Below are 26,417 nucleotides of genomic sequence, written 5' to 3'. Positions count from 1 at the left end.
AAAAAGTTTAAGATTGGTTCACCACGTTCCTTAACCATGGCGAAGTCCTTGAAAATACGGTCCTGGCTTGTCGTCGAACCCTCCGCCGATGCCGCGACGGTCCATTCCGCGCAGGCCGATGTCACCGTGCTCGACCTGACGGGTGCCGCCGAGTCGTGGAATGCGGCTGTAGATTTCTGCCGGGCCTGGGCAGGAATAAGCCCTGTCCCGCCGGCCTTCCTCCTGCCGGCTTTCTTCTCGGCACGAACGGATGCGGCCGTCGAAATCGCCCTCCGATGCGGCGCCTACTCCGTCGTCCTGACGGGCGTTCGCGGTGGCGGTGAGGTCCAGAGGCTCGACATGGCCCTGCGTGTTGCGGAAATTCGCGCCGGGCAGGTCCCCGGCAAGACGAGGATTATAGCGCTTGCCGATGCGGCCGGCGTTCTTTCGGCATCCGCATTCGAGCGCTGCAGCGCCCGGTTGACGGCCCTCGGCTGGGAGGGCGGTTACGGTCACTTGTCCGATACCGCGCGTTTCGCGGCCGCGGCGATAGTGCTCGCCGCTTCCGCCGCAGGCGCGGCGGCGATCGATGCCATGTCCGCTGAGGGCGACGAAGCGACCTTCCGGACCGAATGCCAAAGAGCAAAGGCGAACGGCTTCTCCGGCAAGCTCTGCCGCAGCGTCCGTCAAATTCCGATCATCAATCGGGTTTTTTAGGGCTAGGCTCGGCGCCGGCCGGCCGGGTCATCTCGAACACGTCCGCACCGCCGTCGGCGAAGTCGCGATAGCCCATGCGGGCGATCGGCCGGGCGAGCCCCATGTCGATCCGCCCGTCGCGCAGGATCTCTTCGCTGATATGGATGCCGACCACCTGGCCGAAAACCACGTAGGCCTCAGTCGCCTTGCCGTCCAGTCCCACCGGCTGGATCACCTGGGTGACGCGGCATTCCAGCACCGTATAGGCTTCCGCCACATAGGGCGCGTCGATGAGCTCGGCCATCCCGGCGGTCAGCCCCGCCACCTCGAACTCGCTGACGCCGTAAGGAACCGCCTCCGACGAGGCATTCATCTGTTCGGCCAGGTGACGGCTCGCGAGGCTTGCTGTGAAGACGCCGGTTTCCTCGGCGTTCTTCAGGCTGTGCTTGCGGCCGCTGGACGAAAACATCACCAATTTCGGGCTGTCGGAAATCGCGTTGAAGAAGGAATAAGGCGACAGGTTCAGAGACCCGTCCCTGCCCTTCGTACCGATCCAGCCGATCGGGCGCGGCGCCACGATCGCCTTGAACGGATCATGCTTCAGTCCATGCCGGTTGGTGTCGGTGGTATAGAACATCGATGGCCCTATTCGCCTGCGTAGGTGACGATCTGCGCGAGGTCCGGCCGCGGGCGGTCGGGAGTCGGGAAATCGCTCGAACCGATATGGATGAAGCCGGCGACCTTTTCGCCTTGTCTGATGCCGAGGAGAGCCAGCGCCTCGTCGTCATAGGCGACCCATTCGGTGCGCCAGTTGGCGACGTAGCCATGGGCGCTCGCGGCCATCAGCATGTTGAAGCACACGGCACCCGCGGACAGCACCTGTTCCCATTCGGGGATCTTGGGATGGGGGGCCGCGGTGCTGACGACGGCGACGACCAGCGGCGCGCGGGTGAAACGCGTCAGTTCCGCCTCCCTGGCGGCGTCGGCCATATCAGGCGTCTTCTTCAGGGCGAGCGCCAGGAACTGTTCGCCGAGCTCCTTGTTGATGCCGCCGCGATAGACGACCAGGCGCCACGGCGCCAGCTTGCCGTGGTCGGGAATACGCGTTGAGAAGGTCAGAATCGCCTCCAGTTCCTCCTGCGACGGAGCCGGCCCCTTGATCTGCGCCACCGGCGTGGAATGCCTGTCGCGCAGGAAATCGATGAGTTTAACGTCATTTTGCATGGTCAACGCTTTCATTTGGAGCTGGCTTCATGGGAAGGTCTTGAAATTGCCTTGTCATTGGTCTTCAAGTGACGTTTCGGAAAACAAGAGTCAACCGGTAGACAACAGATGTCAGGCACTTCCCTCGCGACACGCTGCCTCCTCGCCGGAGCGGTTGCTCTCGGCTCAGCTTTGAGCGCGTTCGCCCAGGAAGACGCCTTCAAGAATTTTCGCGCGCTCGACAGCACCGCCAAGATGCCGAAGCTGAATGCCTTCTCGGCCCTGCCGGGCGGTCCGCTCGGTCCCCTCGCCAAGGACGTGCAGTTCGACGCCAAACTGACTGCCGACGGCCAGCCCATGCAGGAAGGCCTCACCTGGCGTGTGTTCAGCCCGATCGCCGGCGAAGATGGCAAATTGCCGCTGGTCGCCAGTTCCGAAGGCGGCTCTGCCTCCTTCCAGCTTGCCCCCGGCGACTATTTCGTCAATTGCGCCTTCGGCCGCGCCGGCGTCACCAAGAAACTGAAAGTTCCTGAAAACGGCAGCGTGCCGAAACAGACCCTGGTGCTCGATGCAGGCGGTTTTGTTCTCAACGCGGTTGCCGGTACAGACCAGCGCATTCCGCCCAAGGAACTGAGGTTTTCGGTCTATTCCGCCGAAGTGCGCGATAACGGCGATCGGGCGCTGGTCATGTCGGATGTGAAACCGAACACGGTGGTGCGGCTGAATGCCGGCACCTATCACGTGGTCTCCGAATATGGCGACGTCAATGCCGTCGTGCGGGCCGATATCCAGGTGGAATCCGGAAAGCTTACCCAGGCGGTGCTGCAGCATCGCGCCGCCCAGATCACCCTGAAGCTTGTTTCCCAGCCAGGGGGAGAAGCAATTGCCGATACCGCCTGGTCGGTGCTGACGGCCGCCGGCGACGTCGTCAACGAAAGCGTCAGCGCGTTCTCGACCATGGTTCTGTCGGAGGGCGAGTATCTTGCCGTCGCCCGGAACAAGACCAAGACCTATCAGCGCGGCTTCACCGTGAAGGCCGGCCGCAATACCGAGGTCGAGGTGCTGATGCGCAACACGCCTCAGGTGGCCGGCACGGTCGCCAGCGACAGGAACTAGCCGTATTTCGGCCGGACCTCGTTGCCGGCCTGACCAACAGTCTCTTCCCTGAGGATACCGCCGCAATATTCTGCGCTGCGGCTTGGTTTTCCGACAGCGCCCGCGTTTGCGGGCGCTGTCGGGATCCGATCAGGCGGCCGCCTTCGCGGCCTTTCTGGCTTCGAGGCGGCGCAGCACGTCCGGCGGCGTTGCCTCATGCGACAGCGAGGCGATCGCCTCGTCCAGCGTCATCGAGGTCTGGGCCTGCGAGCCGAGACGGCGGATATTGACCGACCGCTCTTCCGCTTCCTTCTTGCCGCAGACGATGATGACCGGCACCTTGGTGACGGAGTGCTCGCGGATCTTGTAGTTGATCTTCTCGTTGCGGAAATCGGTCTCGACGACCATGCCCGCATCCCGAAGAGCGTCCGCCACCTCGCGGCCGTAATCGTCCGCATCCGAGGTGATCGTCGCCACCACCACCTGCAGCGGCGCGAACCACAGCGGCATATGGCCGGCAAAATTCTCGATCAGGATGCCGAGGAAACGTTCCATCGAGCCGCAGATGGCGCGATGGATCATCACCGGCTGGGTCTTTTCCGAATTCTGGTCGATGTAGAAGGCGCCGAACCGCTCCGGCAGGTTGAAGTCCACCTGCGTCGTGCCGCACTGCCATTCGCGGCCGATCGCGTCCTTCAGCGTATATTCGAACTTCGGACCGTAGAAAGCGCCCTCGCCCGGCAGGATGCCGGTCTTGATGCGGCCTTCCGACTGCGCCTCGATCGTCTTCAGCACGTCCAGCATCACCGACTCGGCACGATCCCACAGCGCGTCGGTGCCGACGCGCTTGTCCGGCCGGGTCGAGAGCTTGACCACTACTTCCTTGAAGCCGAAATCCTCGTAGACCGACAGGATCAGGTCGTTGATCCGAAGGCATTCGGCGGCCATCTGCTCGTCGGTGCAGAACACATGCGCGTCGTCTTGCGTGAAGCCGCGAACGCGCATCAATCCATGCAGCGCGCCGGAGGCTTCGTAGCGATGCACGAGGCCGAATTCCGCAAGTCGGATAGGCAGTTCGCGATAGGACTTCAGACCATGCTTGAAGATCTGCACGTGACCCGGGCAGTTCATCGGCTTCAGCGCGAAGACCCGCTGGTCGGCTTCCTTGTCGTCGGGGTTGACGAAGGCATGCGCGGATTTCACCGCGAACATGTTCTCGTTGTACCAGCCCCAGTGACCGGACGTTTCCCAAAGCGACTTGTCGAGCACCTGCGGCGCGTTGACCTCCTCATACGTGCCGGCGAGCCGGCGGCGCATATAGGCGGTCAGCGTCTGGAACATGCGCCAGCCCTTGCCGTGCCAGAACACCACGCCCGGACCCTCTTCCTGGAAGTGGAAGAGGTCCATTTCGCGGCCGAGCTTGCGGTGGTCGCGCTTCTCGGCTTCCGCCAGCACGTGCAGATACTGGTCGAGCTCTTCCTGGGTCGCCCAGGCGGTCGCATAGATGCGCGTCAGCATCGGGTTGTTGCTGTCGCCGCGCCAATAGGCGCCCGCCACCTTCATCAGCTTGAAGGCAGTCCCGATCTGGCCGGTGGAGGCCATGTGCGGGCCGCGGCAGAGGTCGAACCACTTGCCCTGGCGATAGATCTTGACGTCCTCGCCTTCCTTGATCGCGTCGACGAGCTCGACCTTGTAGGTCTCGCCCATCTCGCCGAACACCTTGCGGGCCTGATCGCGCGTCCAGACTTCCTTGGTGAAGGGCTCGTTGCGCTGGATGATCTCCTTCATCTTCGCTTCGATCTTCGGCAGATCTTCGGGCGTGAAGGGCCAATCCTCGCCGCTATCCGGGTGGACGCGCTTGAAGTCGTAATAGAATCCGTTCTCGATCACCGGGCCGATGGTGACCTGGGTTGCCGGCCAGAGCGCCTGCACGGCCTCCGCCATCACATGCGCGGCGTCGTGGCGGATCATTTCCAGGGCCTGCGGATCGGTGCGGGTGACGATCGCGATCGAACCGTCGGTGACGGGATCGGCAAGGTCCTGCAGCGTGCCGTTGATGGTGACGGCGACCGCCTTCTTGGCGAGCGACTTGGAAATGCTCTCGGCCACGTCACGGCCGGTCGTCCCGGCGTCGAAAACGCGGACGGAGCCATCGGGAAATGTAAGGGAAACGGATTGGGACATGTCTTTCTCCTGTCCAGTCCCGCCAACGAATGCGGGTGGTGTTGGAATAAATGGCGGTTCGCCTTCGCGGCGGAGCCGGCGTGGCTGATAAATGCTTTTGCCGTTTTAGTAAAGGCGAGCGGCGGATCAGCCGATCATTTCGGCAAGCCCGGCGACCGTATTGGCATTGCGGCTGGTGCCGATGCCGAGCTTCTTGGTGGTCATCGCCGACAGGAGCCGCGTCCCGCTCGCCTTGCCGCCGAAATCGACCCAGAGATCGCCGTCGACGACAGCAATCGTCTCCTCGCCCCGGTGGCGTTCGAGCAGGCCGAGCACACTCTCGTCGAGCGGCGTCCGCATCACCCGCACGGCGATCTCGGAGCCGTCCCGCGCCGGAAACGGATTGCCGGCCGCGAGCTTCAGCCAGTCCGACCCGGTTCGGACGATGATATCGACATGTTTGCCGAACCGCTTTTCGAACGCGGCTTCCAGCGCCCGCTCGATATCACCGGTCGGCGACCTCTCTGTCTCGAAGACCAGATTGCCGGTCGAAACCAGCGTCCGGCAGTTCCGGTAGCCGAGTTCTTCCGCCATGGCCCGCAGGTCCGCCATGACGACCCTTCGGCCGCCGCCGAGAACGATGCTGTGAAGCAGTGCGACGGTGATCACGGCTGCGATACCGGTTTGGCGTGACGTCGCCAGTAACGCCACGGCGTCCACCAGTACTGCCGCGTCTCCAAGATATCCGGCACCGGATCGAGCCCGCCGGTACCACCCGGCCCGCAACGGGCGACCCGAAACAGCGTCATCCAGCCGCCGGGCCACAGCCCGTGGCGGGCAACCGCCTCGTAGCCATATTCGGAACAGGTCGGGATGTGCCGGCAGGAATTGCCGATGAAGCCGGAAAGGGTCAGCTGGTAGAAGCGGATCAGCCCCATGCCGAAAAGCCGGCCGGGCGTCTTCGCAAACGGGCCGGACCAGTTGCGGGAGCGGCCTGCCGCCGGCTTGGAATGGTCGTGCGCGCAGTCGGGATCGCCGCACATCGGGTCAGACGGTCACGGCTTCGGCGCGCTCTTTCGCCTCGATCTGGTCGATCGCATCGACCACCGCCTCGAAGGTCAGCATGGTGGAGGCGTGGCGGGCCTTGTAGTCCTTGACCGGCTTCAGGTAGCGCATCTCCTCGAACCGGCCGTCCGGCCCCTCGCCGCCTTCCTTCAGCATGGCGAGCATGTCCTGGCGCGCCTTGCGGATCTCGGCGGCCGTGGCTCCGATCACATGCCGCGCCATGATCGAGGACGAGGCCTGGCCGAGCGCGCAGGCGCGCACCTCGTGGGAAAAGTCGGCGACCCGGTCTCCGTCCATCTTCACATGTACACGCACTTTCGAGCCGCACAGCTTTGAATGTTTTTCGGAACTGGCATCCGCATCGGGCAGCACGCCGGCATGGGTGATATTGCCGGCGAATTCGAGGATCTTGCTGTTGTAGATGTCGTCCATCAAGGCTCGCTTCTGGCCCGCCGTCGCGCGTTGAACACTGCGTCACGTCCGGTGGACTACCATAAAAGGGTTCCTGCCATTATATGTGATGTCCGGGCGAGATCATCAAGAAAGGATGTTTTCACGAAATCCTACCGAAAACGGAACAGGATATCTTGTAAAAACATTCGCCGAAGGTCAGATAACCCCGGATTGCCCAAAAAATCAGCCGCGAGTGCCCAGCGGCTGGTCAGTCCGTGAGTAACGCCAGTCGGATGCGGCCTTGAACCGCATCAGGAGACGATAGATGGATGCCATTGTGAAGAATTTCCCGGCTTCGAAAGAGAAGCAGGTCCGCCCCTCGCAGCAGGAAGCCGAAGAAGCGGTGCGTGTTCTGCTGCGCTGGGCAGGCGACGATCCTGCCCGCGAAGGCCTGCTCGATACTCCCAAGCGCGTCGCCGCCGCCTATAGCGAGCTGTTCGGCGGTTACGAACAGTCGCCGGAGGACGTGCTCGGCCGCACTTTCGAGGAAGTCTCGGGTTATGACGATATCGTGCTGGTGCGCGACATCCCGTTCTTCTCCCATTGCGAACACCACATGCTGCCGATCATCGGCAAGGCCCATGTCGCCTATCTGCCGAACGGCCGTGTCCTCGGTCTCTCGAAGATCGCCCGCGTGGTCGAGATCTTCGGCCGCCGCCTGCAGACCCAGGAAAACCTGACGGCGCAGATCGCCAACGCGATCGAGGAAACCTTGAAGCCGCGCGGGGTCGCCGTGATGATCGAGGCCGAGCACATGTGCATGGAAATGCGCGGCGTGCAGAAGCAGGGCTCGCACACGACGACAACGACGTTTACCGGCGAGTTCAAGACGAACGCCGCCGAACAGGCCCGTTTCTTCATGCTGGCCCGCAACCGCTGACGCGGTTTCCGGGCGGAGTCTCCCGATGTCGCTTACCTTCGAACGGCCTTCCGCCGACAAGACGGAACTTGAAGGCGCTGGCGCCTTTACGCCCCGTTTCGATCAGAACGGTCTCGTTACCGCGGTCGTTACCGACGCCGGTGACGGCGAGTTGCTGATGGTCGCGCATATGGATGCGCAGGCGCTGGCGCTGACCATCGAGACCGGCATCGCCCATTATTACAGCCGCTCGCGGGCGAAGATCTGGAAAAAGGGCGAATCCTCCGGCAACCTCCAGACGGTTCACGAATTGCGCACCGATTGCGACCAGGACGCCGTCTGGCTCAAGGTATCGGTCGCCGGTCACGACGCCACCTGCCACACCGGGCGTCGCTCCTGTTTCTATCGGACTGTCACCCAAAGTGATGGCCGGGCGGTTCTTGAAATCACCGACGATCAGCGTCATTTTGACCCGGATGTCGTCTATTCGGATCAAGGAACCATTTAGGCATTTGCCCCGTTTTTTGGCATATCTCGCCTGAATAAACGATTTCGAAACCTGTCGGTGCGTTAATCGGCAGACCGGGGTTTGTTCAGCTGTGGAGGGTCTTTGTCGATGCTGAACTGGAGTTGGAACCGTCACGATCCGCTTGCGGCACCTGCCGAAGGCGGCGAAGCGCAAGTTCTCGAACCCACACCTCCTCCCATCATCGAAGCCCCCAAAAAAGCAAAGCTTTCTCTCGCTCTCGGCGGCGGCGCCGCGCGCGGCTGGGCGCATATCGGAGTGCTGCGTGCGCTCGACGAGGCCGGCATTGAGGTTGGCATGATCGCCGGCACCTCGATCGGTGCTCTGGTCGGCGGATGTTACCTCGCCGGCAAGCTCGACGAGCTCGAGAGTTTCGCCCGCTCGCTGACGATGCGCCGCATTGCCGGCCTGCTCGATCTGACGATCGGCGGCGGCGGCCTTCTCGGCGGCATGCGGCTGACCAAACGGATGCAGGAGCATCTCGAAGGCCTGTCCATCGAGGATCTGGACCGGCCTTTCGTGTCGGTCGCGACCGAGCTTCACACCGGCCACGAAGTGTGGATCTCCAGCGGTTCGCTGATCACCGGGCTTCGCGCTTCCTACGCGCTCCCCGGCATTTTCGAACCGGTCAAATGCAACAACCGCACGCTGGTCGACGGCGCCCTCGTCAATCCGGTGCCGACCTCCGTCTGCCGCGCCTACGAGCAGCCGCTCGTGGTCGCCGTCAACCTGAACTACGAGATTTTCGGCCGATCGGCCGTCGTCAAGCACAATGCCAGCGTCCAGCCGATCGACGACGGCCGCAAGAAGGCCGACGATGTGCGCGTCGGTCTGACCGGCACCATGGTGCAGGCCTTCAACATCATCCAGGAACGCATTTCCCGGGCCCGTCTGGCAGGTGATCCGCCGGATCTGGCGCTGCATCCGCGGCTTGCCGATATCGGCTTGTCCGAATTCCACCGCGCCGGCGAAACGATCGAGCGCGGTTATACGGAGACCATGGCACAGATTTCCGCCCTGAAGCGCATGCAGGAAGTCTTCGCCCGCTAGGCGGGCGCAGATCCTGCCCGGCGGCAGCAAAGCCTCGCCCTTCGACGAGGCTTAAGCCAAAACGAATCAGCCGGCGATATAGGCCTTGATTTGCTCGGCCTCGAGTTCGATTTCGCGGATGCGCGACTTCACCACGTCGCCGATCGAGATGATGCCGGCGAGCTTGCCGTCAAGTTCGACGGGCACGTGGCGGAAACGGCCAGCGCTCATCATCCCCATCAGCTCGTCGACGGTCGTATCTTCCTTGCAGCGTTGCACCGCGGTGGTCATCGCCGACTTGACGGGTTGGTCCAGCACGCCGGCGCCCTTGCCGGCGATGGCGCGCACCAGGTCGCGTTCCGTGAAAATGCCGGCGATCCGGCCTTCCATGCCGGTCACCACGACGGCACCGATCTTCTTGTCATTGAGGATCCCGGCGACTTCGAGCAGCGTCTTGTCGGGGCCGACGGTGACCACGTCGCGTCCCTTTGCATCCAGCATGTTCTTGACGACTATTGCCATGGCTCTCTCCTCACAACCGGCTTGGCCTGGACATCGCTCATCCCCGGGAAGCAAAGCGCCCGGGTGGAGAACCGTCCCTGCACGTGCGAAGAAGTGTAGAGCGAGGTGTGAAAGAGATCAAGAAAGAGATCAAGGTTGCGTGATCGGCATGACGCTGGGCGGCAGGGGATCGAAAAGGCCGAACAGCAGGAAGCCGAACAGGAAGCCGCCGATATGCGCGTCCCAGGCGATCGGTCCCATATCCGCCCCGAACAGCGTTACGCCGAAGGCGATCAGCAGGTTGCCGATGAACCACATGGCGGTGAAGATCACCACGGTGCGGTTGCGGAATGCCCCGAGGATCGACTGTCGCGGATAGAGATGGCCATGCGTCCGGTCGTAACCCCGGCGCTCCGGAAAGGCGAAACGGCAGGCGGCCCCCATCAGCGCCGACACGACGCCCGACGCGCCGATCAGCAGCGTCTCGTTCCCCCAGTTGAGCGCGGCATGGAAGAAGGCGGCCGCGACGGCGGAGAGGATCCAGAAGACGACGTAGCGCAGCGTGCCGATCCGACGGACCACGGGAGCACCAAACGCCATCAGCCAGAGCGCGTTGAAGAGGATATGCTCGACGCTGCCGTGCAGAAGCGAATAGGTAACCGGCGTCCACGCCCATTCCAGACCCTGGTCGCTGAGAGGATAGACATAGCGCAATGGCGTGAAAGCCAGGTTTACCACCATCGTGGCGCGGGTATCGTCGTCCAGCACATAGTCCTGCACGACGTAGATGACCACGAGCAGGGCGAGCGTCACGACGAGGCTCTGCGGAAGGTTGAAGACCGGTTGCGAGCGCTCGCCGCCGTCATCCGTCTCGCGCGGCTCGTCTGCCATGTCCGGCCCGTCGTTCATGCAAGTCCCTTCTGCCCTCGATCATTCCTTGAGAGTGTCCGACAGCCATATAGGAGCGGCCGTTCAAAGAAAAGCGCGGCCGAGATCACGGTAGCGCCAGCGCATCGCGGGTCACGATTCGTTAACCCTGACGCCTCTGCCGTGGCATGGATTTCGCTGCTTGAGAAGGATCAGCCGCACATGACGCGCGGTTTGCATCGAAATGTAACAGGTATGATGAATGCGGAATCAAGCGAGCCGGGCAATCTTCGACTACTGGATCAATCTCAAGCACGACGGGGCAGTCCCTCTGAAGACCGAGATCGATCCGACCGCTTTGCGTCATCTTCTTCCGCATCTTTTCATGGCCGGCTTCGATCCGGCGGGCACCCTCTCATTCCGGCTTGCCGGAACCCGTATCTGCGACCTGTTCGGCCGCGAATTCCGGGGGGAACCTTTGGCCGGCGTCTGGCAGGAGGGCGATCACCGGCAGCCGGTGGAAATCGCCCACAACGTCATCCAGTCCCAACAGCCTGCCCTTCTGGATGTTTTTGCCTCGAACGGGGAGATCCGTCATGCCTATGAGGTGCTGCTTCTGCCGATCCGCTCAGTGGAGACGACGGCGAGCGATCGCATTTTCGGGGCTCTCCTGCCCCAGTTTTCTCCCTATCCCGCAACGGCGATGCCGGCCGTTTTCCTCGCGCTCGACAACTGGACGTTCCTGACCGGCAGCGGTTCGCATTTCGGCGTGCCGCTTACCGGCGATCGCCGCAGCCCCCGGCAAATGCACGGCCGCCTGCCGCCTGGCCGACGGCCGTTGTGATCACAGGACGGCGCGGCAAAGGCTAGGCGTCGCGGCGTGCCAAAACCTTCTGTTAACCGCGGCGCGCTAATACTCTGACGATAGACTTAGAAGAGAAAAGCTCTCTCAAATGTATTCTTTTCAGCCGGCTCATAATCCATCGACAACGAGCGCTCCCACGCAGCGTTCATTTCAGCGCGTGTCGGTCAATATCCCCGGTCGGCTGATGCTGGCGACGCATGAGGAATTTCCGTGCAACGTCGTGGACATGTCGCCGGGTGATGTCAGCTTTGGCTGTGTAGGTCGTCCTCTCGTCGGCGAACGGGTGATCGCCTATCTCGATCATATCGGCCGCCTGGAAGGTATCGTCATCAGCCTGTCGAGCACCGGCTTCGTGATGTCGATCAATGCGACGGACCGCAAGCGGGAAAAACTGGCCGCCCAGCTCACCTGGATCGCCAACAAGCATGAGCTTGGCCTGCCGGAAGATCGTCGCCACGATCGCCTGGCGCCGCGCAACACCCGCTCCGAGATCACGCTCGACGACGGCCGGCGTTATGCCTGCCGTATCATGGACCTTTCGCTGTCGGGCGCTGCGATCGATATCGACATCCGCCCGGCGCTCGGCACGCCCGTCCGCCTCGGCAACATGCGTGGCCGCGTCGTGCGTCATTTCATGGAAGGCGTGGCGATCGAGTTCAATTCGGTCCAGTCGCGCGAAACGCTGACCGAATTCCTTTAAGAGGGACGCAGCTCCGAGCTTTCCAAAGCGCCCCCATCCGGGGCGCTTTTTTGTTGCCGCCCCCCTTCGTTACGCCCCGTTTCATCGCGGTACAGGCCACAAAAAGCGGGCCGTCTGTGCCGAAATGAACTTTCTTCAAAAAAAATGTGCCCTTTCGGCACTTTTTTCGAGGCCGAAAATCGGCCTCGGTGACCCTGATTTTGCCTCGGGAGCAGCGCGCGATACAACCTCCCCTTCGTGTTCCGCGGCCTCAATCGTCGCCGGTGAAGTATTTTCGGCTTTCGCCGGGCAGCCCGAGCGGTTTCGAAAACGTGTTTATTCCCAGTTGGATAGCGGGAAAGCCGTGACGCGCCGAGCCTCCGATAGACGGCATTTTATGCAAATTAGCGGCGAATACGGCTCGAATTCTGCGAAAATTCGAGCCGTATTTGATCTTTGTTTTAGCCGAATTGAATTCAAATAAGATATTGATTTTACTGCGAGACTTTGCGGTCGCTCAAGGCCCGTCTGGCAATGTTCTCCTCACAACGGGGAGACATAAAAATGAAATACCGCAAGGGACTGGGCCTCGCCACCATCGCCGCCGTCATGGCCATCTTCACCGCCGAAAGTTCGTTCGGCATGCCGGCCGGCGCGATGCGCGTCATCGGCCAGGCCAATCCGCCGCTCGGCCACTATGAGTTCTGCAAGACCTATGTGAGCGAATGCGCGGCGACCTATCAGGATGCCGGCCCGCTGGCACTGACCGAGGACAAATGGCGCACGCTTCTCGACGTCAACTACACGGTCAACTCGTCGATCACGCCGATGACCGACCAGGAAATCTATGGCGTCGAAGAGCGCTGGGCCTATCCCCGCACCGTCGGCGACTGCGAAGACTTCGTGCTTCTGAAGCGTAAGATGCTGATGACGAAGGGCTTTTCGCCCTCCGACCTGCTGATCACCGTCGTGCTGCAGCCGAACGGCGAAGGTCATGCCGTGTTGACGGTCCGCACCGATCGCGGCGATTTCGTGCTCGACAACATGCGTAACAAGGTCATGATCTGGTCGGACACCGAATATACGTTCCTGAAGCGCCAGGCGAACGACGACCCTGCCCGCTGGGTCAAGCTTCAGGATGGCCGTGCCACGGCCGTCGGCTCCGTCGGCCAGTAATCCCGCCTTCCCTGCCGGCAAAGGCCGCGGCACTCCAGGCCGCGGCCGACGTGTCGGGCCATCCCCGCAGGCGCATGCCGATCGGAGTGCCCGGACCTGCCGCCAGTTCGCGGGCGGAATATTTACCAAACATTAATCATGGCGATCCACACTGCGGCCAAATCGCCGGCCGCGTTCCGTAACCTTATTCTGTCCCATCCCGGCGCAGGCGAATCCCCTCTCGGTCGAGAATATGGAGCGCGCGTCATGGCAGGTCCGGCCCGGAACCTCTCGGCTGCAGAAGAAGCGCCGCTCCTCTCCAACCGCTTCGTCTATCGGCTGACCGCGGTCATCGCGATCCTTGCGCTGTTGACTGCCGCGATCAGCATCGGCGGCCATTGGTTCGGACAGCGCATCGCGCTTGCCGGCCATACCGACAGCCGGGAAGATTTCCTCATTCGGATCGGCCAGGACACGCTCAGGCTTTCGGCCAACACGATCCGCTTCCGCGACCAGCGCCAGGCAGGCGTGACCGAACGCATCGATCTTTATCTCACCTGGCCGGAACTCGAAGGTTACAGTGCCGCCCTGCGGTCCCGTTTCGATGATGTCGCCCAGTCTTCCTCCTTGATTTTCCTGCAATTGTCCCAGAGCACTATGTCGCGCGACATGTCGGGCCGGCTGGAGCCGATCTATTCGAAACTGTTCGACGGCGAGCCGCAGCCGGCCGCCTTCGGGTTGACGCTTCACCGGCTGCGCGCCGATTCGGGTTACGGCAGCGAAGTCGTCCTGACGGGGCAGCAGACCGATGCACCCGATTACGTCGTGCGTTGCGTCCTGCCGGCTGCCGGCAGCAAGGCGACCAGCGGCGACTGCCAGCGGGATATCCACATCGGACAGGACCTGACGGTGCTCTATCGCTTCTCCAGCGCGCTTTTGAAGGACTGGCAACATATTGATGCCGCAGTTCGCCTCTTTGTCGAAAACCGGCTGGCGAAATAAGCCGCCGCGGACGGGTCGGGTCGAAGCCCCAGGTTGATGTCTAAAATGCAGCGTATCAAGGCAAGCTGCTGTTCATCATAAACCTCTTGGTAACGCTAATCCCCTAGATTGATCGGTAACGGCCGTGTCGGGGGCGCGTCCGGATGTGTGACTGATTTTGATGCAAGCGATGAGTGCGGCAGTGTCGAAAAAAATGATTTCTGCATCCCTTTCCAAGAGTGATGCGACGGTCCCGGGACGGTTCCTCGGTTTTCTCTTCACATTGGCTGTGGCGATTTCGATGTTTTCGACGCCGGCGGCCGCCGGTCCGAAATATGCCGGCATTGTCGTCGACGCCAAGACCGGCAAGGTCCTCTATTCCGAAGATCCGGATGGCTTGCGTTATCCCGCGTCGCTTACCAAGATGATGACGCTTTACCTGACCTTCGAAGCGCTCGAATCGGGCCGCATCAGCCTCGACACGCAGGTTCCCGTTTCCGCGCACGCCGCTGCGGAGCCGCCCTCCAAGCTCGGCGTTCGCGCCGGCGGCTCCGTGTCGGTAGATCAGGCCATTCGCGCGCTCGTTACCCGCTCCGCCAACGACATCGCCACTGCTCTCGGTGAATTCGTGGGCGGCTCCGAAGACCGCTTTGCATCGCTGATGACCAGCAAGGCGCGTGCGCTCGGCATGACCCGCACCACCTACCGCAATGCCAACGGCCTGCCGAACACCGCGCAGATGACGACGGCACGCGATCAGGCGCGTCTCGGCATGGCCCTGCGCCAGCACTTTCCGCAGTATTACGGCTATTTCTCAATCCGCAGCTTCGATTACGGCAGGCAGACGATCGGCAACCACAATCGCCTCGTCGGCACGGTCAGGGGCGTCGACGGCATCAAGACCGGTTATACCCGGGCTGCCGGCAGCAATCTTGCGACCTCTGCCCAGCTCGACGGCCGTTCCATCGTCGCCGTCGTGCTCGGTGGCCGCTCCAGTGCTGCCCGTGACGCCACGATGCGCAAGCTGGTCGCCGATTACCTGCCGGAGGCTTCCCGCAGCGGCAATTCCAACCTGATCGCCCAGGCCGCTCCTGCTGCGCCTGCACCCACCGCACCGGTCCGCTCGGCTCCGGCTGTCGCAGCGGCCCAGTCCGATGCCCGCCAGATGGCCGCTCTCGACCTGCCGCCGAGCGGCCCGCGGCCCGGCGCCCGTTATGGCGAGCAGCAGACGGCGGCCATCGCCCCTGCAGCTTTGGCCCCTGCAGCCGCATCGGCCTATGCCGCAGAACCGGAGCAGAAGAAGGTCATCACCCAGGCGATGAATTCGGCCATGGCAGGTGTTGCCGCCGTCCCGACGCCGGCTCCGGAATATATGCCGGCCCGCACCGAGGAAGCCGTGGCGCGCCGCACCGGCCGCTCGACCGTCGACGACGTGACGACCGCATCCACCAAGGTATCGGCGGTGTCCGCGAAGGCCACACCGGCTGCGGCTCCGGCCTCGATCACCTCCAGCGGCTGGGTCATCCAGATCGGCGCCTCGCCGAACCAGAAACAGGCTCAGGATCTCCTGCAGAATGCGCAGGATAAAGGCGGCAAGGTATTGCGTTCCGCCAAACCCTTCACTGTCGCCTTCAGCAACAATGGCGAACAGATCTACCGTGCCCGCTTCGGCGGCTTCGACGACCAGAAGACGGCCATCGATGCCTGCAACGTGCTGAAGAAAAAGGGCATCAGCTGCTGGGCGTCGCTCCAGTGAGCGGCCGCTCGCGGCCCTTGATGAAATACCCGCGCCGGTTTCCCGGCGCGGAGGGATCTCGAAAGTAACGCGTAGACGGGGTTTCCGATGATGAATGAAAACAGCGCCGAACTGGCCTTCCATTCGACACAAAAATCCAGAGCCCGGGGCGTGGCGCTCAACCCGCTTCACGAGGCGGCGATGCGGCTTGCCGGCCTGGGCTTGAACCGCTCCAAGGAAAAGACCCGCGACCTGGTCTCCATGCTGCTGAGCCACGGTGCCCGCGCCTGGCGTCATTCCCAGCCGGAAGCCAATGTCCATCTGCATGTCGGCGCCCGTGCCGGGCGTTCGCCCGTTCGCATCAAGCTTCGCTGATCACGATCAGGCAAAGCTGATCGCAGGTTTTCAGGCTACAGAAGTCCAAGCTCGGCGAGTTCCCGCCGCAGATCTTCCGGAAGCGCCGCCACGTCCTCGCCCAGTTTGCCGAGGTCGCGCGGCGCTTCCTCGCTTTTCAGGTAGCGCCATCCCTGGAAGGGCCGCTTCGGCTGCGGCGCGGTCTCGATCACCTCCGGCCCGAGCACCAGCTGGCAACGCTGGATTCCGTCGCCGCCGGTAACCGTGCGGACGTCGAGAAGCTTCTGCCGCGCCATCACCTGCCCCTTGATCACCCAGTAGAGAGATCCGTCATCGAGCAGTTCCTCCATCCGCTTCGGCACCATGCGCGTCGTATGGATGCTGTGCGGTTCGAGGCCGGCGGCAATCGCATTGAGCGACCGCTCGGCAACCCAATCCTGGAGATCCTGGATCGAGTCGGCGCCGACGCAGAGTTTGATGAGATGAAGAGCCATGGCTCGTTGAAAACCTATCCGCGCGTGAGGTCAAGCGTTTGCTCGGCCCCTTCCACAGCGGTAGAACGGCTCAGCACTCCACGACGTTGACGGCGAGCCCGCCGGTCGAGGTTTCCTTGTATTTCTCGCTCATGTCGTTGCCCGTCTGGCGCATCGTCTCGATACAGGCGTCGAGCGGCACGAAATGCGTGCCGTCGCCCTTGATGGCGAGCGAGGCGGCGGTCACCGCCTTGACGGCACCGAGCGCATTGCGCTCGATGCAGGGCACCTGCACGAGGCCGGCGATCGGATCGCAGGTCATGCCGAGATGGTGTTCGAGCGCGATCTCGGCGGCGTTCTCGATCTGCTCCGGCGAACCGCCCATGACGGCCGCAAGCCCCGCCGCGGCCATGGCGGCGGCCGAGCCCACTTCGCCCTGACAGCCGACCTCGGCGCCCGAGATCGAAGCATTGTGCTTGATGATGCCGCCGATGGCCGCCGCCGTCAGCAGGAAGTTATGGATATCCGCCTGGGTGGCGTCATCGTGGAAATGCAGGTAATAACGTACCGTCGCCGGAATGACGCCGGCAGCCCCGTTGGTCGGCGCCGTGACCACGCGCCCGCCGCCGGCATTCTCCTCGTTGACCGCCATCGCATAGACGGAGAGCCAGTCGTTGGCGAGCAGCGGGTTCAGCCGGTTGCTGCGCCATTCCTCGTTCAGCTTGTCGTGGATGGCCCGTGCGCGGCGCTTCACCTTCAGCCCGCCCGGCATGATCCCGTCGACCTTGAGCCCGCGGTCGATACAGCTCGACATCGCGTCCCAGATCCGGTCGAGACCCTCGTCGAGCTCCGCGGTGCCCATCTTGGTTTCTTCGTTGGCGCGCTTCATCTGGGCGATCGTCAGGCCGGAGCCGCGCGCCATGTCGAGCATCTGCCTGGCGGAGGCGAAGGGATAGGGAATGCGGGCGTCGCCTGCCGATTTCTTTGCGCCGCGCATCGCCTCGAGTTCGGTATCGGTCACCACGAACCCGCCGCCGATCGAATAATAGATCCGCTTCAGGAGAAGCCGGCCGTCCCGGTCGAAGGCGGAAAAGCTCATGCCGTTGGCATGGCCCGGCAGCGGCTGCTTCTTGTCGAAGATCAGGTCGGTCTTCGGCTGGAATTCATAAGACGGATGGCCGGGCGGCATCACGCGGCCGGTCCGCTCCACCTCGGCGATGATCTCGTCCATCCGGTCGGGGTCCACCTTGTGCGGCACCTCGCCGACGAGGCCGAGGATCACCGCCCTGCCCGTCCCGTGACCGATCCCGGTGAAAGCGAGCGAACCGTGCAGGCTCACCTTCAGCGCCGCGACATGGGCGCCGGCCGGCCGCGGCCAGTCGCTGGAGAGGATGAGCTCCAGGAAGCGGTTGGCGGCGGACATCGGTCCCATCGTGTGCGAACTCGAAGGACCGATGCCAATCTTGAAGACGTCGAAAACGGACAGGAACATGGTGACCCGTGCGGTAAAAGAGATGGATGGTCGAGCCTATGCCAGACCGCCGCCATGCCTTGGCGGTTGCCCGACATCCGGTGAAACGGCCGCGACATGATCCTAAAATAGAAACGGCGCGGTTCGAATACCACGCCGCGGAAGGAAATTCCGGAATCTCTCGGGGGCGATCAGATGGCGCCGAACAGATATGCGAGAGCCAAAACCCCTGCAAATCCCAGGAGCGCCTTGAAGGTCACGCCCCAACAGGACTTCTGAACCGTATCTTCCATGCTGTCTCCAGGCTCTTGCTGCATCGACGAGCGTCCGCTCCGGGCCGTCATGGCTAATGGTCTATTAAAATCCCGTGGCCTTCGCAATCCGGAAAACGGCGGAAACATGGCAAAGGCGTGGGCGCAGGTGTGAATGGTCGCATTGCGAACGAGCAGCGGCGGTAGCCGTTGCCATTCGGATCAAGGAGGCTTGCCGCCGAAACCGAAACAAAGCATGACGAGAGGCAGAGAGATCGATTCCGGACCCGTAAAAGCCCATGACGACCGCTGACTATGGTGCGCTTGCCCTCTTTGCCGTCCTTTGGTCCCTCTATTCCTGGGTGACCGCCGGCGCCGGCTCGCGGTTTTTTCCGCGCGCCAGCCTCAACCGCGCCATGGCCGAACGGCGGCGCGAATGGATCTACAATTCCCTCCGTCGCGACCTTAAGATGATTGATACTCAGATTTTGGCCGGCCTGCAGAACGGCACCGCCTTTTTCGCCTCGACGTCGATCTTCGCGATCGGCGGCTGTTTCGCGCTGCTCGGCGCCACCGAACAGGTGGAAGCCGTCTTCCGCGACCTGCCCTTCGTCGTTTACGGCGGCCGCACCGCCTTCGAACTCAAGGTCGCCGGCCTGACCTTCCTGTTCGGCTATTCCTTCTTCAAGTTCGGCTGGTCCTACCGGTTGTTCAACTATTGCACCATTCTCTTCGGCGCCTTGCCGATGATGCACGATACCAATGCCGACCGGGCTGCCGCCGAACGGGCGGCCGACCAGGTGGTTCGGATGAACACGATCGCGGCCGGTCATTTCAATTCGGGCCTGCGGGCGCTCTTTTTGTCGATCGGCTATCTCGGTTGGTTCATCGGGCCCTATATGTTCATCGCGATGACCCTCGTCGTGGTCGTCGTGCTCACCCGCCGCCAGTATTTCTCGGAGGCGCGACTGGCGATCATGGACCGCGGCGCACCTTGAGACCTGATCCGGAAAGACAAGCAGTGACCGTTGCCGAAACTGAGACCACCCCGTCGCGCAGGCCCCGCATCACGCTCATCGATACGCTGCGCGGCGTCGCCCTCGTCGCCATGGCGACCTATCATTTCACCTGGGACCTGGAATTTTTCGGCTATCTCGATTCCGGGACGGCGACCCAGGGCTTCTTCCGGGTCTATGCACGCGCGATCGCCAGCTCGTTCCTGTTTCTGGCGGGCGTCAGCCTCGTTCTCGCTCATTTCCCGGTCATCCGCTGGCAATCCTTCTGGAAGCGTTTCGCGATGGTCGCGGGTGCCGCGGTCGCCATCAGCATCGCCACTTTCATCGCGTTCCGCGGCGAATGGATCTATTTCGGGATCCTGCACAATATTGCGCTGTCGAGCCTGATCGGCCTTGCGTTCCTGGGCCTGTCGCCGTTGTTGACCGGCGCCGTCGTGGTCCTGGTCGTCGTCGCGATGATCGTCGATTACGGCCTTGCGCCCCGGGTCCTGGACTCGAGTTTTTTCGATCCGCGTTATCTGAGCTGGCTCGGCTTTGCAGAAATCCCGCCGCGCTCGAACGACTACGTGCCGCTGTTTCCGTGGATCGCCGCCCTGCTTGCCGGCGTGACCGTCGCCCGCATCGCGTTGTCGAGGAAATGGCTGCCGAGGCTCGCGGCGGTCCAGACGCGGGAGAACCTGCTCTCCAAGGCCGGCCGCCACAGCCTCGTCGTCTACCTTGTCCATCAGCCGGTACTGATCGCGCTCGTCTATCTGTTCTCGCTGGTGCACCCGGCGCCGCCGCCGGACCCCCGTATCGGCTATGTCCGGAGCTGCGAAGCGGGCTGCACCGGCCAGGGCAACGATGCCGGCCTCTGCCGGAAATTCTGCGGCTGCACGGCCGATAAGCTGATCGCCCAGTCACTGATGACGCCGCTGCAATCCGGCACCATCGCCCCGCAGGACAGCCGGGTGCAGGCGCTCGCCGAACAATGCTCGATCGAGGCGCAATAGCCGGATTTTCTTGAGAATCAGGTCCCGACGCCGATTTCGGCCAACCGGGTCAGGCAGGCCTCCTCGACATTGTCGAGTTCCGTCAGCGTGTCGTCGATATCCTTGCGCTTCTGGCGCAGGTCGTTGCGCTTTTCGTCGATGCGGGTCATCAGGAGCTTGAGCTGCCCGAGCTCGCCCGGCGGTTCCTTGTAGACCTGGATGATCTCGCGGATCTCGGCGATCGTGAAGCCGATCCGGCGCCCGCGCAGGATTTCCTGGATCAGCCGCCTATCCGTCGCCCGGAAAAGCCGCGTGCGGCCCCGGCGTTCCGGGTGGATCAGACCCTCGTCTTCATAGAAGCGCAGCGTGCGGGTCGAGACCCCGAATTCACGCGTCAGCTCCGTAATGCTATAATACTTGTTCACGACCATGTCCTGCTACTCGTCAGCCAAACTAATTGACTTTTACGTAACAGTCAATTTTTCGCGCTCAGCTGAGCATGAACCACCAGGTCGCAAGGCCGAGGAACGAGAAGAAACCGGTCGTATCGGTGATCGCCGTGACGAACACCGCCGACGATACCGCCGGGTCGGCCCCGGCCCTGTCGAGTAGCAGCGGGATCATGATGCCGGCCATGGCGGCCGCGAACATGTTGATCAGCATGGCGGTGGCGATCAGCCCGCCGATATGGACATCATGGAACCACAGCCCCGCCACCGTGCCGACGAGACAGCCGATCACCACGCCGTTGATCAGCCCGACGCCGGCCTCGCGTCGGGCGACCCGCCAGGCATTGTGAATGTCGAGATTGCGGGTCGCAAGCGCCCGCACCGTCACGGTCATCGTCTGCGAGCCGGCATTGCCGCCCATGCCGGCCACGATCGGCATCAGGATGGCGAGCGCCACCACCTGTTCGATCGTCGCCTCGAACAGCGAGATCACCGAGGCGGAAATGAAGGCGGTGAACAGGTTGACCAGCAGCCACGGCACGCGCGACCGCGAGGTCTCCCTGACCGAGTCGGACAGTTCTTCGTCGCCGACGCCCGAAAGGCGAAGGATGTCCTCTTCCGCCTCTTCCTGGATGACGTCGACCACGTCGTCGATGGTCAGCACCCCGACCAGCCTTCCGTTCTCGTCGACGACGGCAGCCGAGATCAGGTCGTATTGTTCGAAGAGCTGCGCTGCCTCTTCCTGGTCCATGTCGGCCGGGATCGGATAGTTGGTTTCCCGCATGATCGTCTCGATCTTCACCTGCCGCTTGGCGCGCAGGATACGGTCGAGGTCGAGCACGCCGAGCAGCTTGAAGGTCGGGTCGATGACGAAGATCTGGGTAAAACTCTCCGGCAGGTCCTCCTCGTCGCGCATGTAGTCGATCGTCTGGCCGACGGTCCAGAACGGCGGCACGGCGACGAATTCCGTCTGCATGCGGCGGCCGGCCGATTGTTCCGGATAGTCGAGCGCGCGCCGCAGTCTTACCCGTTCGGTAAACGGCAGCTGCGCCAGGATCTCTTCCCGGTCCTCGTGGTCGAGGTCTTCGAGAATGTAGACCGCGTCGTCCGAATCGAGTTCGCCGATCGCCGCCGCGATCTGCGCGTTCGGCATCTGGTCGACGATCTCCATGCGGATGTTTTCGTCGACTTCGGTCAGCGCGGTCAGGTCGAAATCGTCGCCGAGCAGCCGCACGAGCGCGTGGCGCTGGTCGGGCAGGATGGCTTCGAGAAGGTCGCCGAGTTCCGATTCGTGCAGGCGCGCCACATGGCTGCGCAGGAAAAGCGTGTCGCGATCGGCGATCGCTGCGCCCACCATCGCCAGGAAGTCGGCACGGATCGCACCGTCTTCGGAATAGATGTCGTCACCGGCATCGTCGGTTTTTGTGCGCAGGCGGACGTCTTCGCCGATATCGCTCATCTGCCGCCCTCGCTGCTGGTCTTCGACAAAAGGAGAATGGCGGCAAAAAACATATTGTCAACAACCGGATAGCTAGATCCGGCGCTATTGCTCGCACCACCGGTTTTCCTGCTAGAACAATTGCTGTTCCGGGTCCAGAGCGCATGGCGAAACCATGCGGAAAAATCCCGGCGCGCAGCCAGCGGAGTTCGAAAAATGGCCATCCGAACCATCCTGAAATATCCCGATCCGGGCCTGTCGAAACCTTGCGAACCGGTTTCGGTCTTCGACCCGGGCCTGACCGCGCTTGCCCATGACCTTCTCGATACGATGCGGGCGGCGCCCGGCGTCGGCATCACCGCAGCCCATGTCGGCGTCTTCACCCGGCTGGTCGTGCTGGAACTCTCGAAGGAAAGCGGTCCGCGTTTCTATGCCAATCCGGAAATCCTCGCCTCCTCCGCCGAGCTAATGCGGCACATGGAAGGCAGCGTCTCGATGCCGGGCGCCAACGACGAGATCGAGCGCCCGAAAAGGATCCGGTTCCGCTACCAGGACCTCGACGGCGCCGTCCGGGAAGAGGACGCGGACGGCTTCTATTCCATCTGCATGCAGCACGAGATCGACCAGCTCGACGGCATCTTCTGGCTGAAGCGGCTGTCCCGCCTGAAACGCGACCGGCTGCTGCGCAAATGGGACAAGGGAAAATAAGAAGCACGGCAGAACCAAATCCGCGTTCGTCCGTTATCCGGTCGCAAAGCCAACGAGGAGCTACGACCGTGAATGCGACAGCAGACAAGACCGCAGCAGAACTCGAACAGAAAGTATCGGAGCGTCTGGCTGCACTGCCGGATGTCGATTCATCGACGATAGAACCGCATGCCGAGGGAACCAAGGTTGTCCTCGAGGGTTCGGTCGATACCGTGTTCTCGGCCAGGAAGGCCGTATTGAGCGCGGAGACCGTGGATGGCGTACATGATGTCGAAAGCCATTTGGCCCTGACGGGCAAGAATGGCGCATCCGCGAGCCATTGAGGCGAAATACCCGGCGCGCCAGCCGATGAACGGGGGTGCGCCGGGTCCGTTTGGATGACAGGAGACCGCAGTGCCGGGCAAGAAGAAAGCGGACGATATTTCCCGCGAGGAAGATTTTCGCGATTACGACGACCGGAATATCGATGACGGCTGGCCCTATGACGATGGAGCAGGCACCCGCCCCGTCGATAACGCCGCCTATGGCGATCCCAAGGCCAATTTCGATGCGGAGCGCAATCCGGGCTATCAGGTGGATGGCGTCGAAAGCGACGGGTCCGAGGAGCGGCTGGTGGACAGCGTGCGCCCCGGCACCAAGGGTATCGAGGAAGCCGACGATCTCGAAGAACGGGTAACCGACGCGATCGACGAGCTGGACATGATCGACATGGCCTCGATCGACGTGCATGTCGAGGACGGTACCGTGACGCTCGAAGGCGCTGTCGACGATGCGGCGACGTCGCGCAAGATCGTGCGGCGTATCCAGCGTGTCGCGGGCGTGCGCGAACTCGTCAACAACCTCCGGCTCGAAGGCGTCGACAGTCACATTCCCGACGACGACTGACGGCTAGCGGATCGTCAGCGAAATATCCGGCGAGGTCTTCAGCGTATTGCTGACGGTGCAGATCTGTTCCGCCATATGGGCGATCTGCAGCCTCTGCTCGTCGTCGAAATCACCCTCGACGTGAAAATCCACGATGAAACTGCTGATGCGCGATGGCTCTCCATGGGCTTTCTCGCCCGTCACATGCACCCTCACCTCGCTCAGCCTGTCGAGAATGCCGAGCTTGCTTGCAGCGATGCGGCCGCTGAGCACGAGGCAGGCCGCGAGCGAGGAAAACATCAGGTCCAGCGGATTGAAGCCGGGCTCGGAAGCGCCGGTAACCACGTCCACATGCCCGTTCGTCTCGCTCGTCACCTGCGGGTGACCGAGACGTCCGAGGACGGCCGTCGCACCGATCGGCCGTGTCTTGATCTTCAGTTCGACCATGGGCTTCTCCTTACCTTGCAACATAGGCACCGGGATCAATCCATCAGATAGGCCTGCAATTTCAAGGTCGCATTCGGGCTTTTCTCGCTGTAGCCGATAACATCGCAATTCGTCTTGCTGCGCAACGGCGCCTTGCCATGCAGGAAATAGCTCGATGTTTTGGCGTGGTAATAGCCGACCACGAAATAGGGTGCCGGTTCGCAGCCCTTCTTGAACGTGTAGGCGACGCCGATCGCCTCGCCCATATGCTCGATCCTGCCCTGGAACAGCAGCGTGTTCGGCTGGATCGTGCCGACGATCGATGGCTTCGGATCGTGATAGGTGATGATCCCGTACCTGTAGCTGACATGCATGAACGAGTCGTTGTGGATGAACGGTTCGATATTCAGGCTGTCGTTGAGCGGATGGTCCGTGTCCTTGCTGGAGGCAAGCGCGAATTCCCTCTTCCTGACGTAGGGATTGAATTCTGCGTCCAGCGTGGGAAAGCCCTGCGGGCAGAGCGTCGTCCAGAAATGGGCCAGGGTAAGCCCGCCCGCCGCATTATTGGGCTCGACCGTCGAGCCGGTCTCGTCCTTGAAGCGGAACCGCCCGGGCGCCCTGATATCGTCATGCTTCTCCCAAACGCCGGTGAAGGTGAACTTCCGGCCGCGAGGGTCGATGAGTGAGCCGGCATCGCAGTCGGCGCTTATCTCCGCCTTGGTGTTGGCACCATCCAGGCTGCTTTTGATGCAGTCGTTGATCGCCGTCTTGCCGCGGCCCGCAAACCAGTTCGAGCAATAGTCGCCGGCATCCTGTCGCGTCATCTCTGCGACGATATGGGCATTGGCCGTGCCGATCCCCTCCGCCACCTTGACGGAAAGCTCCGGCGAATGAGCGTCCATGGAAATCGTTTCTGCGGACGCAACGACGGTGGTTGCCAGAAGGCAGGCGAAAGCCTGCGCAAAGATAAGCGTCTTCATGTCTTTTCCCCAGATGTCCCGGATCAACGGGATTAGGGGAAAAATCTAAAGGGAACGGGAGCTTGGCCGCTAAATTTTTAGCGGCTGGTTCTGTCCGCTGTGATCCAGACAACAAAAAACCCGCCGAAGCGGGTTTCTTATTTGGTGCGGTCGAGAAGACTCGAACTTCCACGTCTTGCGACACAGCGACCTCAACGCTGCGCGTCTACCAATTCCGCCACGACCGCCCGTGGTAGAGCCGACTTGCGCCGGCGGGGCTGCATGTAGCAAAAGCATTTGGGGTGCACAAGTGCGCCGTGACAGATTTTTGAAGGATAAAAATTCTTCTCCCCGATGCCTATATAAACCGGGCCGAAACCGGCCCCCTTGCCGCCCCCTTTTGTTTTTGCCAGAAGATTTTCCATGCTCACACGCACCGATCTCAACCTCTCCATGCTGCCGCAGGCCGGTTCTCCGCCGGTGCGCTGGCGAATCTCCGATGGGCTGGTCCCCTATGAACAGGCGGTGGCGGACATGGAGCGGGAGGTGGCCGCGATCGCCGATGGCCGCGCCGACGAACTGGTCTGGCTGCTAGAACACCCGCCGCTCTATACCGCCGGCACCAGCGCCGATTCGGCCGACCTGATCGAGCCGGAGCGGTTCCCGGTGTTTTCCACAGGCCGAGGCGGCGAATATACCTATCACGGCCCCGGCCAGCGGGTGGCCTATGTGATGCTCGACCTCAAGCGCCGGCGCCAGGACGTGCGCGCCTACGTGGCGGCGCTCGAGGAACTGGTGATCCTGACCCTCGGGATGATGAACGTGCGCGGCGAGCGTCGCGAGGATCGCGTCGGGGTCTGGGTGCGCCGGCCGGAAAAGCCGCTCCTGCCGGATGGAACGATGGCCGAGGACAAGGTGGCGGCCCTCGGCATCCGCCTGCGCCGCTGGGTGAGCTTCCACGGTCTGTCCCTCAATGTCGATCCCGACCTTTCGCATTTCACCGGCATCGTGCCCTGCGGCATCAGCGCCTATGGCGTGACGAGCCTCGTCGATCTCGGCCTTCCGGTGATGATGGCCGATGTCGACATGCGCCTGCGCGAAGCATTCGAGGAAATCTTCGGCGCCACGGTTTCCGAGCCTGCCGCGGCCTGATCGTGCCTTGAACATTGCCAATCGCTGTGGTTGA

General features: G+C 62.5%; 32 protein-coding genes and 1 tRNA gene. 17 read left to right on the top strand and 16 right to left on the bottom strand.

All coding sequences use genetic code 11. The annotated features are described in order from the left end of the window. Positions 1-48: 48 nt before the first annotated feature. Entirely contained in the window at positions 49-696 is a 648-nt protein-coding gene (locus J2X76_RS19135) for a hypothetical protein (protein ID WP_310218843.1), read from the top strand. Here J2X76_RS19135 and J2X76_RS19130 read toward each other — a convergent pair. Together J2X76_RS19130 and J2X76_RS19125 are read right to left on the bottom strand one after the other, a co-directional pair. Beyond that, on the bottom strand, positions 680-1,312 hold the full coding sequence (locus J2X76_RS19130; RefSeq protein WP_113130903.1) for a flavin reductase family protein: 633 nt from the start codon (positions 1,310-1,312) through the stop codon (positions 680-682). The genes J2X76_RS19135 and J2X76_RS19130 overlap by 17 nt on opposite strands. Positions 1,313-1,320: 8 nt before the next feature. Beyond that, the gene (locus tag J2X76_RS19125; RefSeq protein ID WP_310218842.1) at positions 1,321-1,899 is read right to left on the bottom strand and encodes a nitroreductase; all 579 of its coding nucleotides are present in this window, start codon (positions 1,897-1,899) and stop codon (positions 1,321-1,323) included. Positions 1,900-2,007: 108 nt separating this feature from the next. Here J2X76_RS19125 and J2X76_RS19120 point away from each other — a divergent pair, with 108 nt between their 5' ends. Next, complete coding sequence (locus tag J2X76_RS19120; protein ID WP_113130902.1) at positions 2,008-2,994, top strand: hypothetical protein; 987 nt, start codon at positions 2,008-2,010, stop codon at positions 2,992-2,994. Positions 2,995-3,123: 129 nt separating this feature from the next. Here J2X76_RS19120 and thrS read toward each other — a convergent pair whose 3' ends face one another. From thrS to J2X76_RS19100, 4 genes are all read right to left on the bottom strand, one after another. After that, a complete protein-coding gene (gene thrS / locus J2X76_RS19115; protein WP_310218840.1) occupies positions 3,124-5,157 on the bottom strand; it encodes a threonine--tRNA ligase in 2,034 nt (677 codons plus the stop codon). Positions 5,158-5,283: 126 nt separating this feature from the next. Continuing rightward, positions 5,284-5,805, bottom strand: a complete 522-nt coding sequence (locus J2X76_RS19110) for a DUF1697 domain-containing protein (RefSeq protein ID WP_310218839.1) — start codon at positions 5,803-5,805, stop codon at positions 5,284-5,286. After that, on the bottom strand, positions 5,802-6,179 hold the full coding sequence (gene yidD, locus J2X76_RS19105; RefSeq protein WP_310218838.1) for a membrane protein insertion efficiency factor YidD: 378 nt from the start codon (positions 6,177-6,179) through the stop codon (positions 5,802-5,804). The genes J2X76_RS19110 and yidD overlap by 4 nt, the downstream gene beginning before the upstream one ends. Positions 6,180-6,183: 4 nt before the next feature. Next, complete coding sequence (locus tag J2X76_RS19100) at positions 6,184-6,633, bottom strand: iron-sulfur cluster assembly scaffold protein (RefSeq protein WP_310218837.1); 450 nt, start codon at positions 6,631-6,633, stop codon at positions 6,184-6,186. Positions 6,634-6,919: 286 nt separating this feature from the next. Here J2X76_RS19100 and folE point away from each other — a divergent pair, with 286 nt between their 5' ends. From folE to J2X76_RS19085, 3 genes are all read left to right on the top strand, one after another. Further along, positions 6,920-7,534, top strand: a complete 615-nt coding sequence (gene folE / locus J2X76_RS19095; protein WP_113130897.1) for a GTP cyclohydrolase I FolE — start codon at positions 6,920-6,922, stop codon at positions 7,532-7,534. A 25-nt stretch (positions 7,535-7,559) separates the two neighbouring features. Then, the gene (hisI, locus tag J2X76_RS19090; RefSeq protein WP_310218836.1) at positions 7,560-8,021 is read left to right on the top strand and encodes a phosphoribosyl-AMP cyclohydrolase; all 462 of its coding nucleotides are present in this window, start codon (positions 7,560-7,562) and stop codon (positions 8,019-8,021) included. A gap of 108 nt (positions 8,022-8,129) precedes the next feature. Beyond that, a complete protein-coding gene (locus tag J2X76_RS19085; protein ID WP_113130895.1) occupies positions 8,130-9,089 on the top strand; it encodes a patatin-like phospholipase family protein in 960 nt (319 codons plus the stop codon). A gap of 66 nt (positions 9,090-9,155) precedes the next feature. Here the strand turns inward: J2X76_RS19085 and J2X76_RS19080 are convergent, their stop codons facing one another. Beyond that, on the bottom strand, positions 9,156-9,590 hold the full coding sequence (locus tag J2X76_RS19080) for a CBS domain-containing protein (RefSeq protein WP_113130894.1): 435 nt from the start codon (positions 9,588-9,590) through the stop codon (positions 9,156-9,158). Between the two features lie 129 nt (positions 9,591-9,719). Further along, positions 9,720-10,478 (bottom strand): rhomboid family intramembrane serine protease, encoded by a 759-nt coding sequence (locus J2X76_RS19075; protein ID WP_113130893.1) that lies wholly within the window; start codon positions 10,476-10,478, stop codon positions 9,720-9,722. Between the two features lie 220 nt (positions 10,479-10,698). Here J2X76_RS19075 and J2X76_RS19070 point away from each other — a divergent pair, with 220 nt between their 5' ends. The 6 genes from J2X76_RS19070 (at position 10,699) to J2X76_RS19045 (ending at position 16,226) form a co-directional block, all read left to right on the top strand. Further along, positions 10,699-11,280, top strand: a complete 582-nt coding sequence (locus J2X76_RS19070; protein ID WP_310218834.1) for a PAS domain-containing protein — start codon at positions 10,699-10,701, stop codon at positions 11,278-11,280. Between the two features lie 109 nt (positions 11,281-11,389). Continuing rightward, positions 11,390-12,001 (top strand): PilZ domain-containing protein, encoded by a 612-nt coding sequence (locus J2X76_RS19065; RefSeq protein WP_113130891.1) that lies wholly within the window; start codon positions 11,390-11,392, stop codon positions 11,999-12,001. Positions 12,002-12,589: 588 nt separating this feature from the next. Further along, positions 12,590-13,156, top strand: a complete 567-nt coding sequence (locus tag J2X76_RS19060; RefSeq protein ID WP_405030066.1) for a transglutaminase-like cysteine peptidase — start codon at positions 12,590-12,592, stop codon at positions 13,154-13,156. 246 nt (positions 13,157-13,402) lie between these two features. Further along, a complete protein-coding gene (locus J2X76_RS19055) occupies positions 13,403-14,137 on the top strand; it encodes a hypothetical protein (RefSeq protein ID WP_113130889.1) in 735 nt (244 codons plus the stop codon). A 280-nt stretch (positions 14,138-14,417) separates the two neighbouring features. Then, positions 14,418-15,872 (top strand): D-alanyl-D-alanine carboxypeptidase, encoded by a 1,455-nt coding sequence (locus J2X76_RS19050; RefSeq protein WP_310218833.1) that lies wholly within the window; start codon positions 14,418-14,420, stop codon positions 15,870-15,872. A 90-nt stretch (positions 15,873-15,962) separates the two neighbouring features. Further along, entirely contained in the window at positions 15,963-16,226 is a 264-nt protein-coding gene (locus tag J2X76_RS19045) for a hypothetical protein (RefSeq protein ID WP_310218898.1), read from the top strand. 35 nt (positions 16,227-16,261) lie between these two features. On the opposite strand, the gene J2X76_RS19040 is transcribed toward J2X76_RS19045, so the two are convergent. Continuing rightward, positions 16,262-16,699: a DUF1489 family protein gene (locus J2X76_RS19040; RefSeq protein ID WP_113130886.1), complete on the bottom strand. Its 438-nt coding sequence runs from the start codon at positions 16,697-16,699 to the stop codon at positions 16,262-16,264. A 70-nt stretch (positions 16,700-16,769) separates the two neighbouring features. Next, the gene (locus J2X76_RS19035) at positions 16,770-18,170 is read right to left on the bottom strand and encodes an L-serine ammonia-lyase (RefSeq protein WP_310218832.1); all 1,401 of its coding nucleotides are present in this window, start codon (positions 18,168-18,170) and stop codon (positions 16,770-16,772) included. Between the two features lie 529 nt (positions 18,171-18,699). On the opposite strand from J2X76_RS19035, the gene J2X76_RS19030 reads away from it, so the two are divergent. Beyond that, positions 18,700-19,398 carry a DUF599 family protein gene (locus J2X76_RS19030; protein ID WP_113284891.1) on the top strand — a complete coding sequence of 233 codons (699 nt, stop codon included), beginning with the start codon at positions 18,700-18,702 and terminating at the stop codon, positions 19,396-19,398. A gap of 23 nt (positions 19,399-19,421) precedes the next feature. Beyond that, positions 19,422-20,408 carry a DUF1624 domain-containing protein gene (locus J2X76_RS19025; protein WP_310218831.1) on the top strand — a complete coding sequence of 329 codons (987 nt, stop codon included), beginning with the start codon at positions 19,422-19,424 and terminating at the stop codon, positions 20,406-20,408. 17 nt (positions 20,409-20,425) lie between these two features. Here the strand turns inward: J2X76_RS19025 and J2X76_RS19020 are convergent, their stop codons facing one another. Both J2X76_RS19020 and mgtE read right to left on the bottom strand, forming a co-directional pair. Continuing rightward, entirely contained in the window at positions 20,426-20,818 is a 393-nt protein-coding gene (locus J2X76_RS19020; protein ID WP_162732436.1) for a MerR family DNA-binding transcriptional regulator, read from the bottom strand. Between the two features lie 58 nt (positions 20,819-20,876). Further along, entirely contained in the window at positions 20,877-22,295 is a 1,419-nt protein-coding gene (mgtE, locus tag J2X76_RS19015) for a magnesium transporter (RefSeq protein WP_113130882.1), read from the bottom strand. Between the two features lie 195 nt (positions 22,296-22,490). Between mgtE and J2X76_RS19010 the strand changes: the two genes are divergently transcribed. The 3 genes from J2X76_RS19010 (at position 22,491) to J2X76_RS19000 (ending at position 23,867) form a co-directional block, all read left to right on the top strand. Next, entirely contained in the window at positions 22,491-22,982 is a 492-nt protein-coding gene (locus J2X76_RS19010; protein ID WP_310218829.1) for a peptide deformylase, read from the top strand. A 68-nt stretch (positions 22,983-23,050) separates the two neighbouring features. After that, the gene (locus tag J2X76_RS19005) at positions 23,051-23,305 is read left to right on the top strand and encodes a BON domain-containing protein (protein ID WP_310218828.1); all 255 of its coding nucleotides are present in this window, start codon (positions 23,051-23,053) and stop codon (positions 23,303-23,305) included. Between the two features lie 70 nt (positions 23,306-23,375). Then, positions 23,376-23,867 (top strand): BON domain-containing protein, encoded by a 492-nt coding sequence (locus J2X76_RS19000; protein WP_310218826.1) that lies wholly within the window; start codon positions 23,376-23,378, stop codon positions 23,865-23,867. Positions 23,868-23,870: 3 nt separating this feature from the next. Here the strand turns inward: J2X76_RS19000 and J2X76_RS18995 are convergent, their stop codons facing one another. The 4 genes from J2X76_RS18995 to J2X76_RS18980 form a co-directional block, all read right to left on the bottom strand. After that, complete coding sequence (locus J2X76_RS18995; protein ID WP_310218824.1) at positions 23,871-24,293, bottom strand: OsmC family protein; 423 nt, start codon at positions 24,291-24,293, stop codon at positions 23,871-23,873. A gap of 35 nt (positions 24,294-24,328) precedes the next feature. Next, a complete protein-coding gene (locus J2X76_RS18990) occupies positions 24,329-25,252 on the bottom strand; it encodes a hypothetical protein (RefSeq protein ID WP_310218822.1) in 924 nt (307 codons plus the stop codon). A 142-nt stretch (positions 25,253-25,394) separates the two neighbouring features. Further along, positions 25,395-25,479 (bottom strand) — tRNA-Leu (locus tag J2X76_RS18985). Continuing rightward, positions 25,444-25,656 (bottom strand): hypothetical protein, encoded by a 213-nt coding sequence (locus tag J2X76_RS18980; protein WP_310218820.1) that lies wholly within the window; start codon positions 25,654-25,656, stop codon positions 25,444-25,446. The genes J2X76_RS18985 and J2X76_RS18980 overlap by 36 nt, the downstream gene beginning before the upstream one ends. On the opposite strand from J2X76_RS18980, the gene lipB reads away from it, so the two are divergent. Continuing rightward, positions 25,655-26,383 (top strand): lipoyl(octanoyl) transferase LipB, encoded by a 729-nt coding sequence (lipB, locus tag J2X76_RS18975; RefSeq protein ID WP_113130816.1) that lies wholly within the window; start codon positions 25,655-25,657, stop codon positions 26,381-26,383. The two genes, J2X76_RS18980 and lipB, sit on opposite strands and share 2 nt — an antisense overlap. The last annotated feature ends 34 nt before the right edge of the window (positions 26,384-26,417 follow it).

This window comes from Neorhizobium sp. 2083, from assembly GCF_031455615.1.
Classification (GTDB): Bacteria; Pseudomonadota; Alphaproteobacteria; order Rhizobiales; family Rhizobiaceae; genus Neorhizobium.
The sequence above is the reverse complement of the archived record's forward strand: the minus strand, read 5'-3'. Positions and strand labels throughout refer to the sequence as shown.

Coding starts and splice junctions, on each gene's coding strand:
- mgtE (WP_113130882.1), bottom strand. CDS start 22,295: ATGAGCGATATCGGCGAAGACGTCCGCCTGCGCACAAAAACCGACGAT.
- yidD (WP_310218838.1), bottom strand. CDS start 6,179: ATGTGCGGCGATCCCGACTGCGCGCACGACCATTCCAAGCCGGCGGCA.
- J2X76_RS19120 (WP_113130902.1), top strand. CDS start 2,008: ATGTCAGGCACTTCCCTCGCGACACGCTGCCTCCTCGCCGGAGCGGTT.
- J2X76_RS19060 (WP_405030066.1), top strand. CDS start 12,590: ATGGCCATCTTCACCGCCGAAAGTTCGTTCGGCATGCCGGCCGGCGCG.
- hisI (WP_310218836.1), top strand. CDS start 7,560: ATGTCGCTTACCTTCGAACGGCCTTCCGCCGACAAGACGGAACTTGAA.
- J2X76_RS19085 (WP_113130895.1), top strand. CDS start 8,130: ATGCTGAACTGGAGTTGGAACCGTCACGATCCGCTTGCGGCACCTGCC.
- J2X76_RS19045 (WP_310218898.1), top strand. CDS start 15,963: ATGAATGAAAACAGCGCCGAACTGGCCTTCCATTCGACACAAAAATCC.
- J2X76_RS19040 (WP_113130886.1), bottom strand. CDS start 16,699: ATGGCTCTTCATCTCATCAAACTCTGCGTCGGCGCCGACTCGATCCAG.
- J2X76_RS18990 (WP_310218822.1), bottom strand. CDS start 25,252: ATGAAGACGCTTATCTTTGCGCAGGCTTTCGCCTGCCTTCTGGCAACC.
- folE (WP_113130897.1), top strand. CDS start 6,920: ATGGATGCCATTGTGAAGAATTTCCCGGCTTCGAAAGAGAAGCAGGTC.
- J2X76_RS19075 (WP_113130893.1), bottom strand. CDS start 10,478: ATGAACGACGGGCCGGACATGGCAGACGAGCCGCGCGAGACGGATGAC.
- J2X76_RS19130 (WP_113130903.1), bottom strand. CDS start 1,312: ATGTTCTATACCACCGACACCAACCGGCATGGACTGAAGCATGATCCG.
- thrS (WP_310218840.1), bottom strand. CDS start 5,157: ATGTCCCAATCCGTTTCCCTTACATTTCCCGATGGCTCCGTCCGCGTT.
- J2X76_RS18995 (WP_310218824.1), bottom strand. CDS start 24,293: ATGGTCGAACTGAAGATCAAGACACGGCCGATCGGTGCGACGGCCGTC.
- J2X76_RS19010 (WP_310218829.1), top strand. CDS start 22,491: ATGGCCATCCGAACCATCCTGAAATATCCCGATCCGGGCCTGTCGAAA.
- J2X76_RS18980 (WP_310218820.1), bottom strand. CDS start 25,656: ATGGAAAATCTTCTGGCAAAAACAAAAGGGGGCGGCAAGGGGGCCGGT.
- J2X76_RS19055 (WP_113130889.1), top strand. CDS start 13,403: ATGGCAGGTCCGGCCCGGAACCTCTCGGCTGCAGAAGAAGCGCCGCTC.
- J2X76_RS19100 (WP_310218837.1), bottom strand. CDS start 6,633: ATGGACGACATCTACAACAGCAAGATCCTCGAATTCGCCGGCAATATC.
- J2X76_RS19050 (WP_310218833.1), top strand. CDS start 14,418: ATGTTTTCGACGCCGGCGGCCGCCGGTCCGAAATATGCCGGCATTGTC.
- J2X76_RS19030 (WP_113284891.1), top strand. CDS start 18,700: ATGACGACCGCTGACTATGGTGCGCTTGCCCTCTTTGCCGTCCTTTGG.
- lipB (WP_113130816.1), top strand. CDS start 25,655: ATGCTCACACGCACCGATCTCAACCTCTCCATGCTGCCGCAGGCCGGT.
- J2X76_RS19020 (WP_162732436.1), bottom strand. CDS start 20,818: ATGGTCGTGAACAAGTATTATAGCATTACGGAGCTGACGCGTGAATTC.
- J2X76_RS19080 (WP_113130894.1), bottom strand. CDS start 9,590: ATGGCAATAGTCGTCAAGAACATGCTGGATGCAAAGGGACGCGACGTG.
- J2X76_RS19065 (WP_113130891.1), top strand. CDS start 11,390: ATGTATTCTTTTCAGCCGGCTCATAATCCATCGACAACGAGCGCTCCC.
- J2X76_RS19125 (WP_310218842.1), bottom strand. CDS start 1,899: ATGCAAAATGACGTTAAACTCATCGATTTCCTGCGCGACAGGCATTCC.
- J2X76_RS19070 (WP_310218834.1), top strand. CDS start 10,699: ATGCGGAATCAAGCGAGCCGGGCAATCTTCGACTACTGGATCAATCTC.
- J2X76_RS19035 (WP_310218832.1), bottom strand. CDS start 18,170: ATGTTCCTGTCCGTTTTCGACGTCTTCAAGATTGGCATCGGTCCTTCG.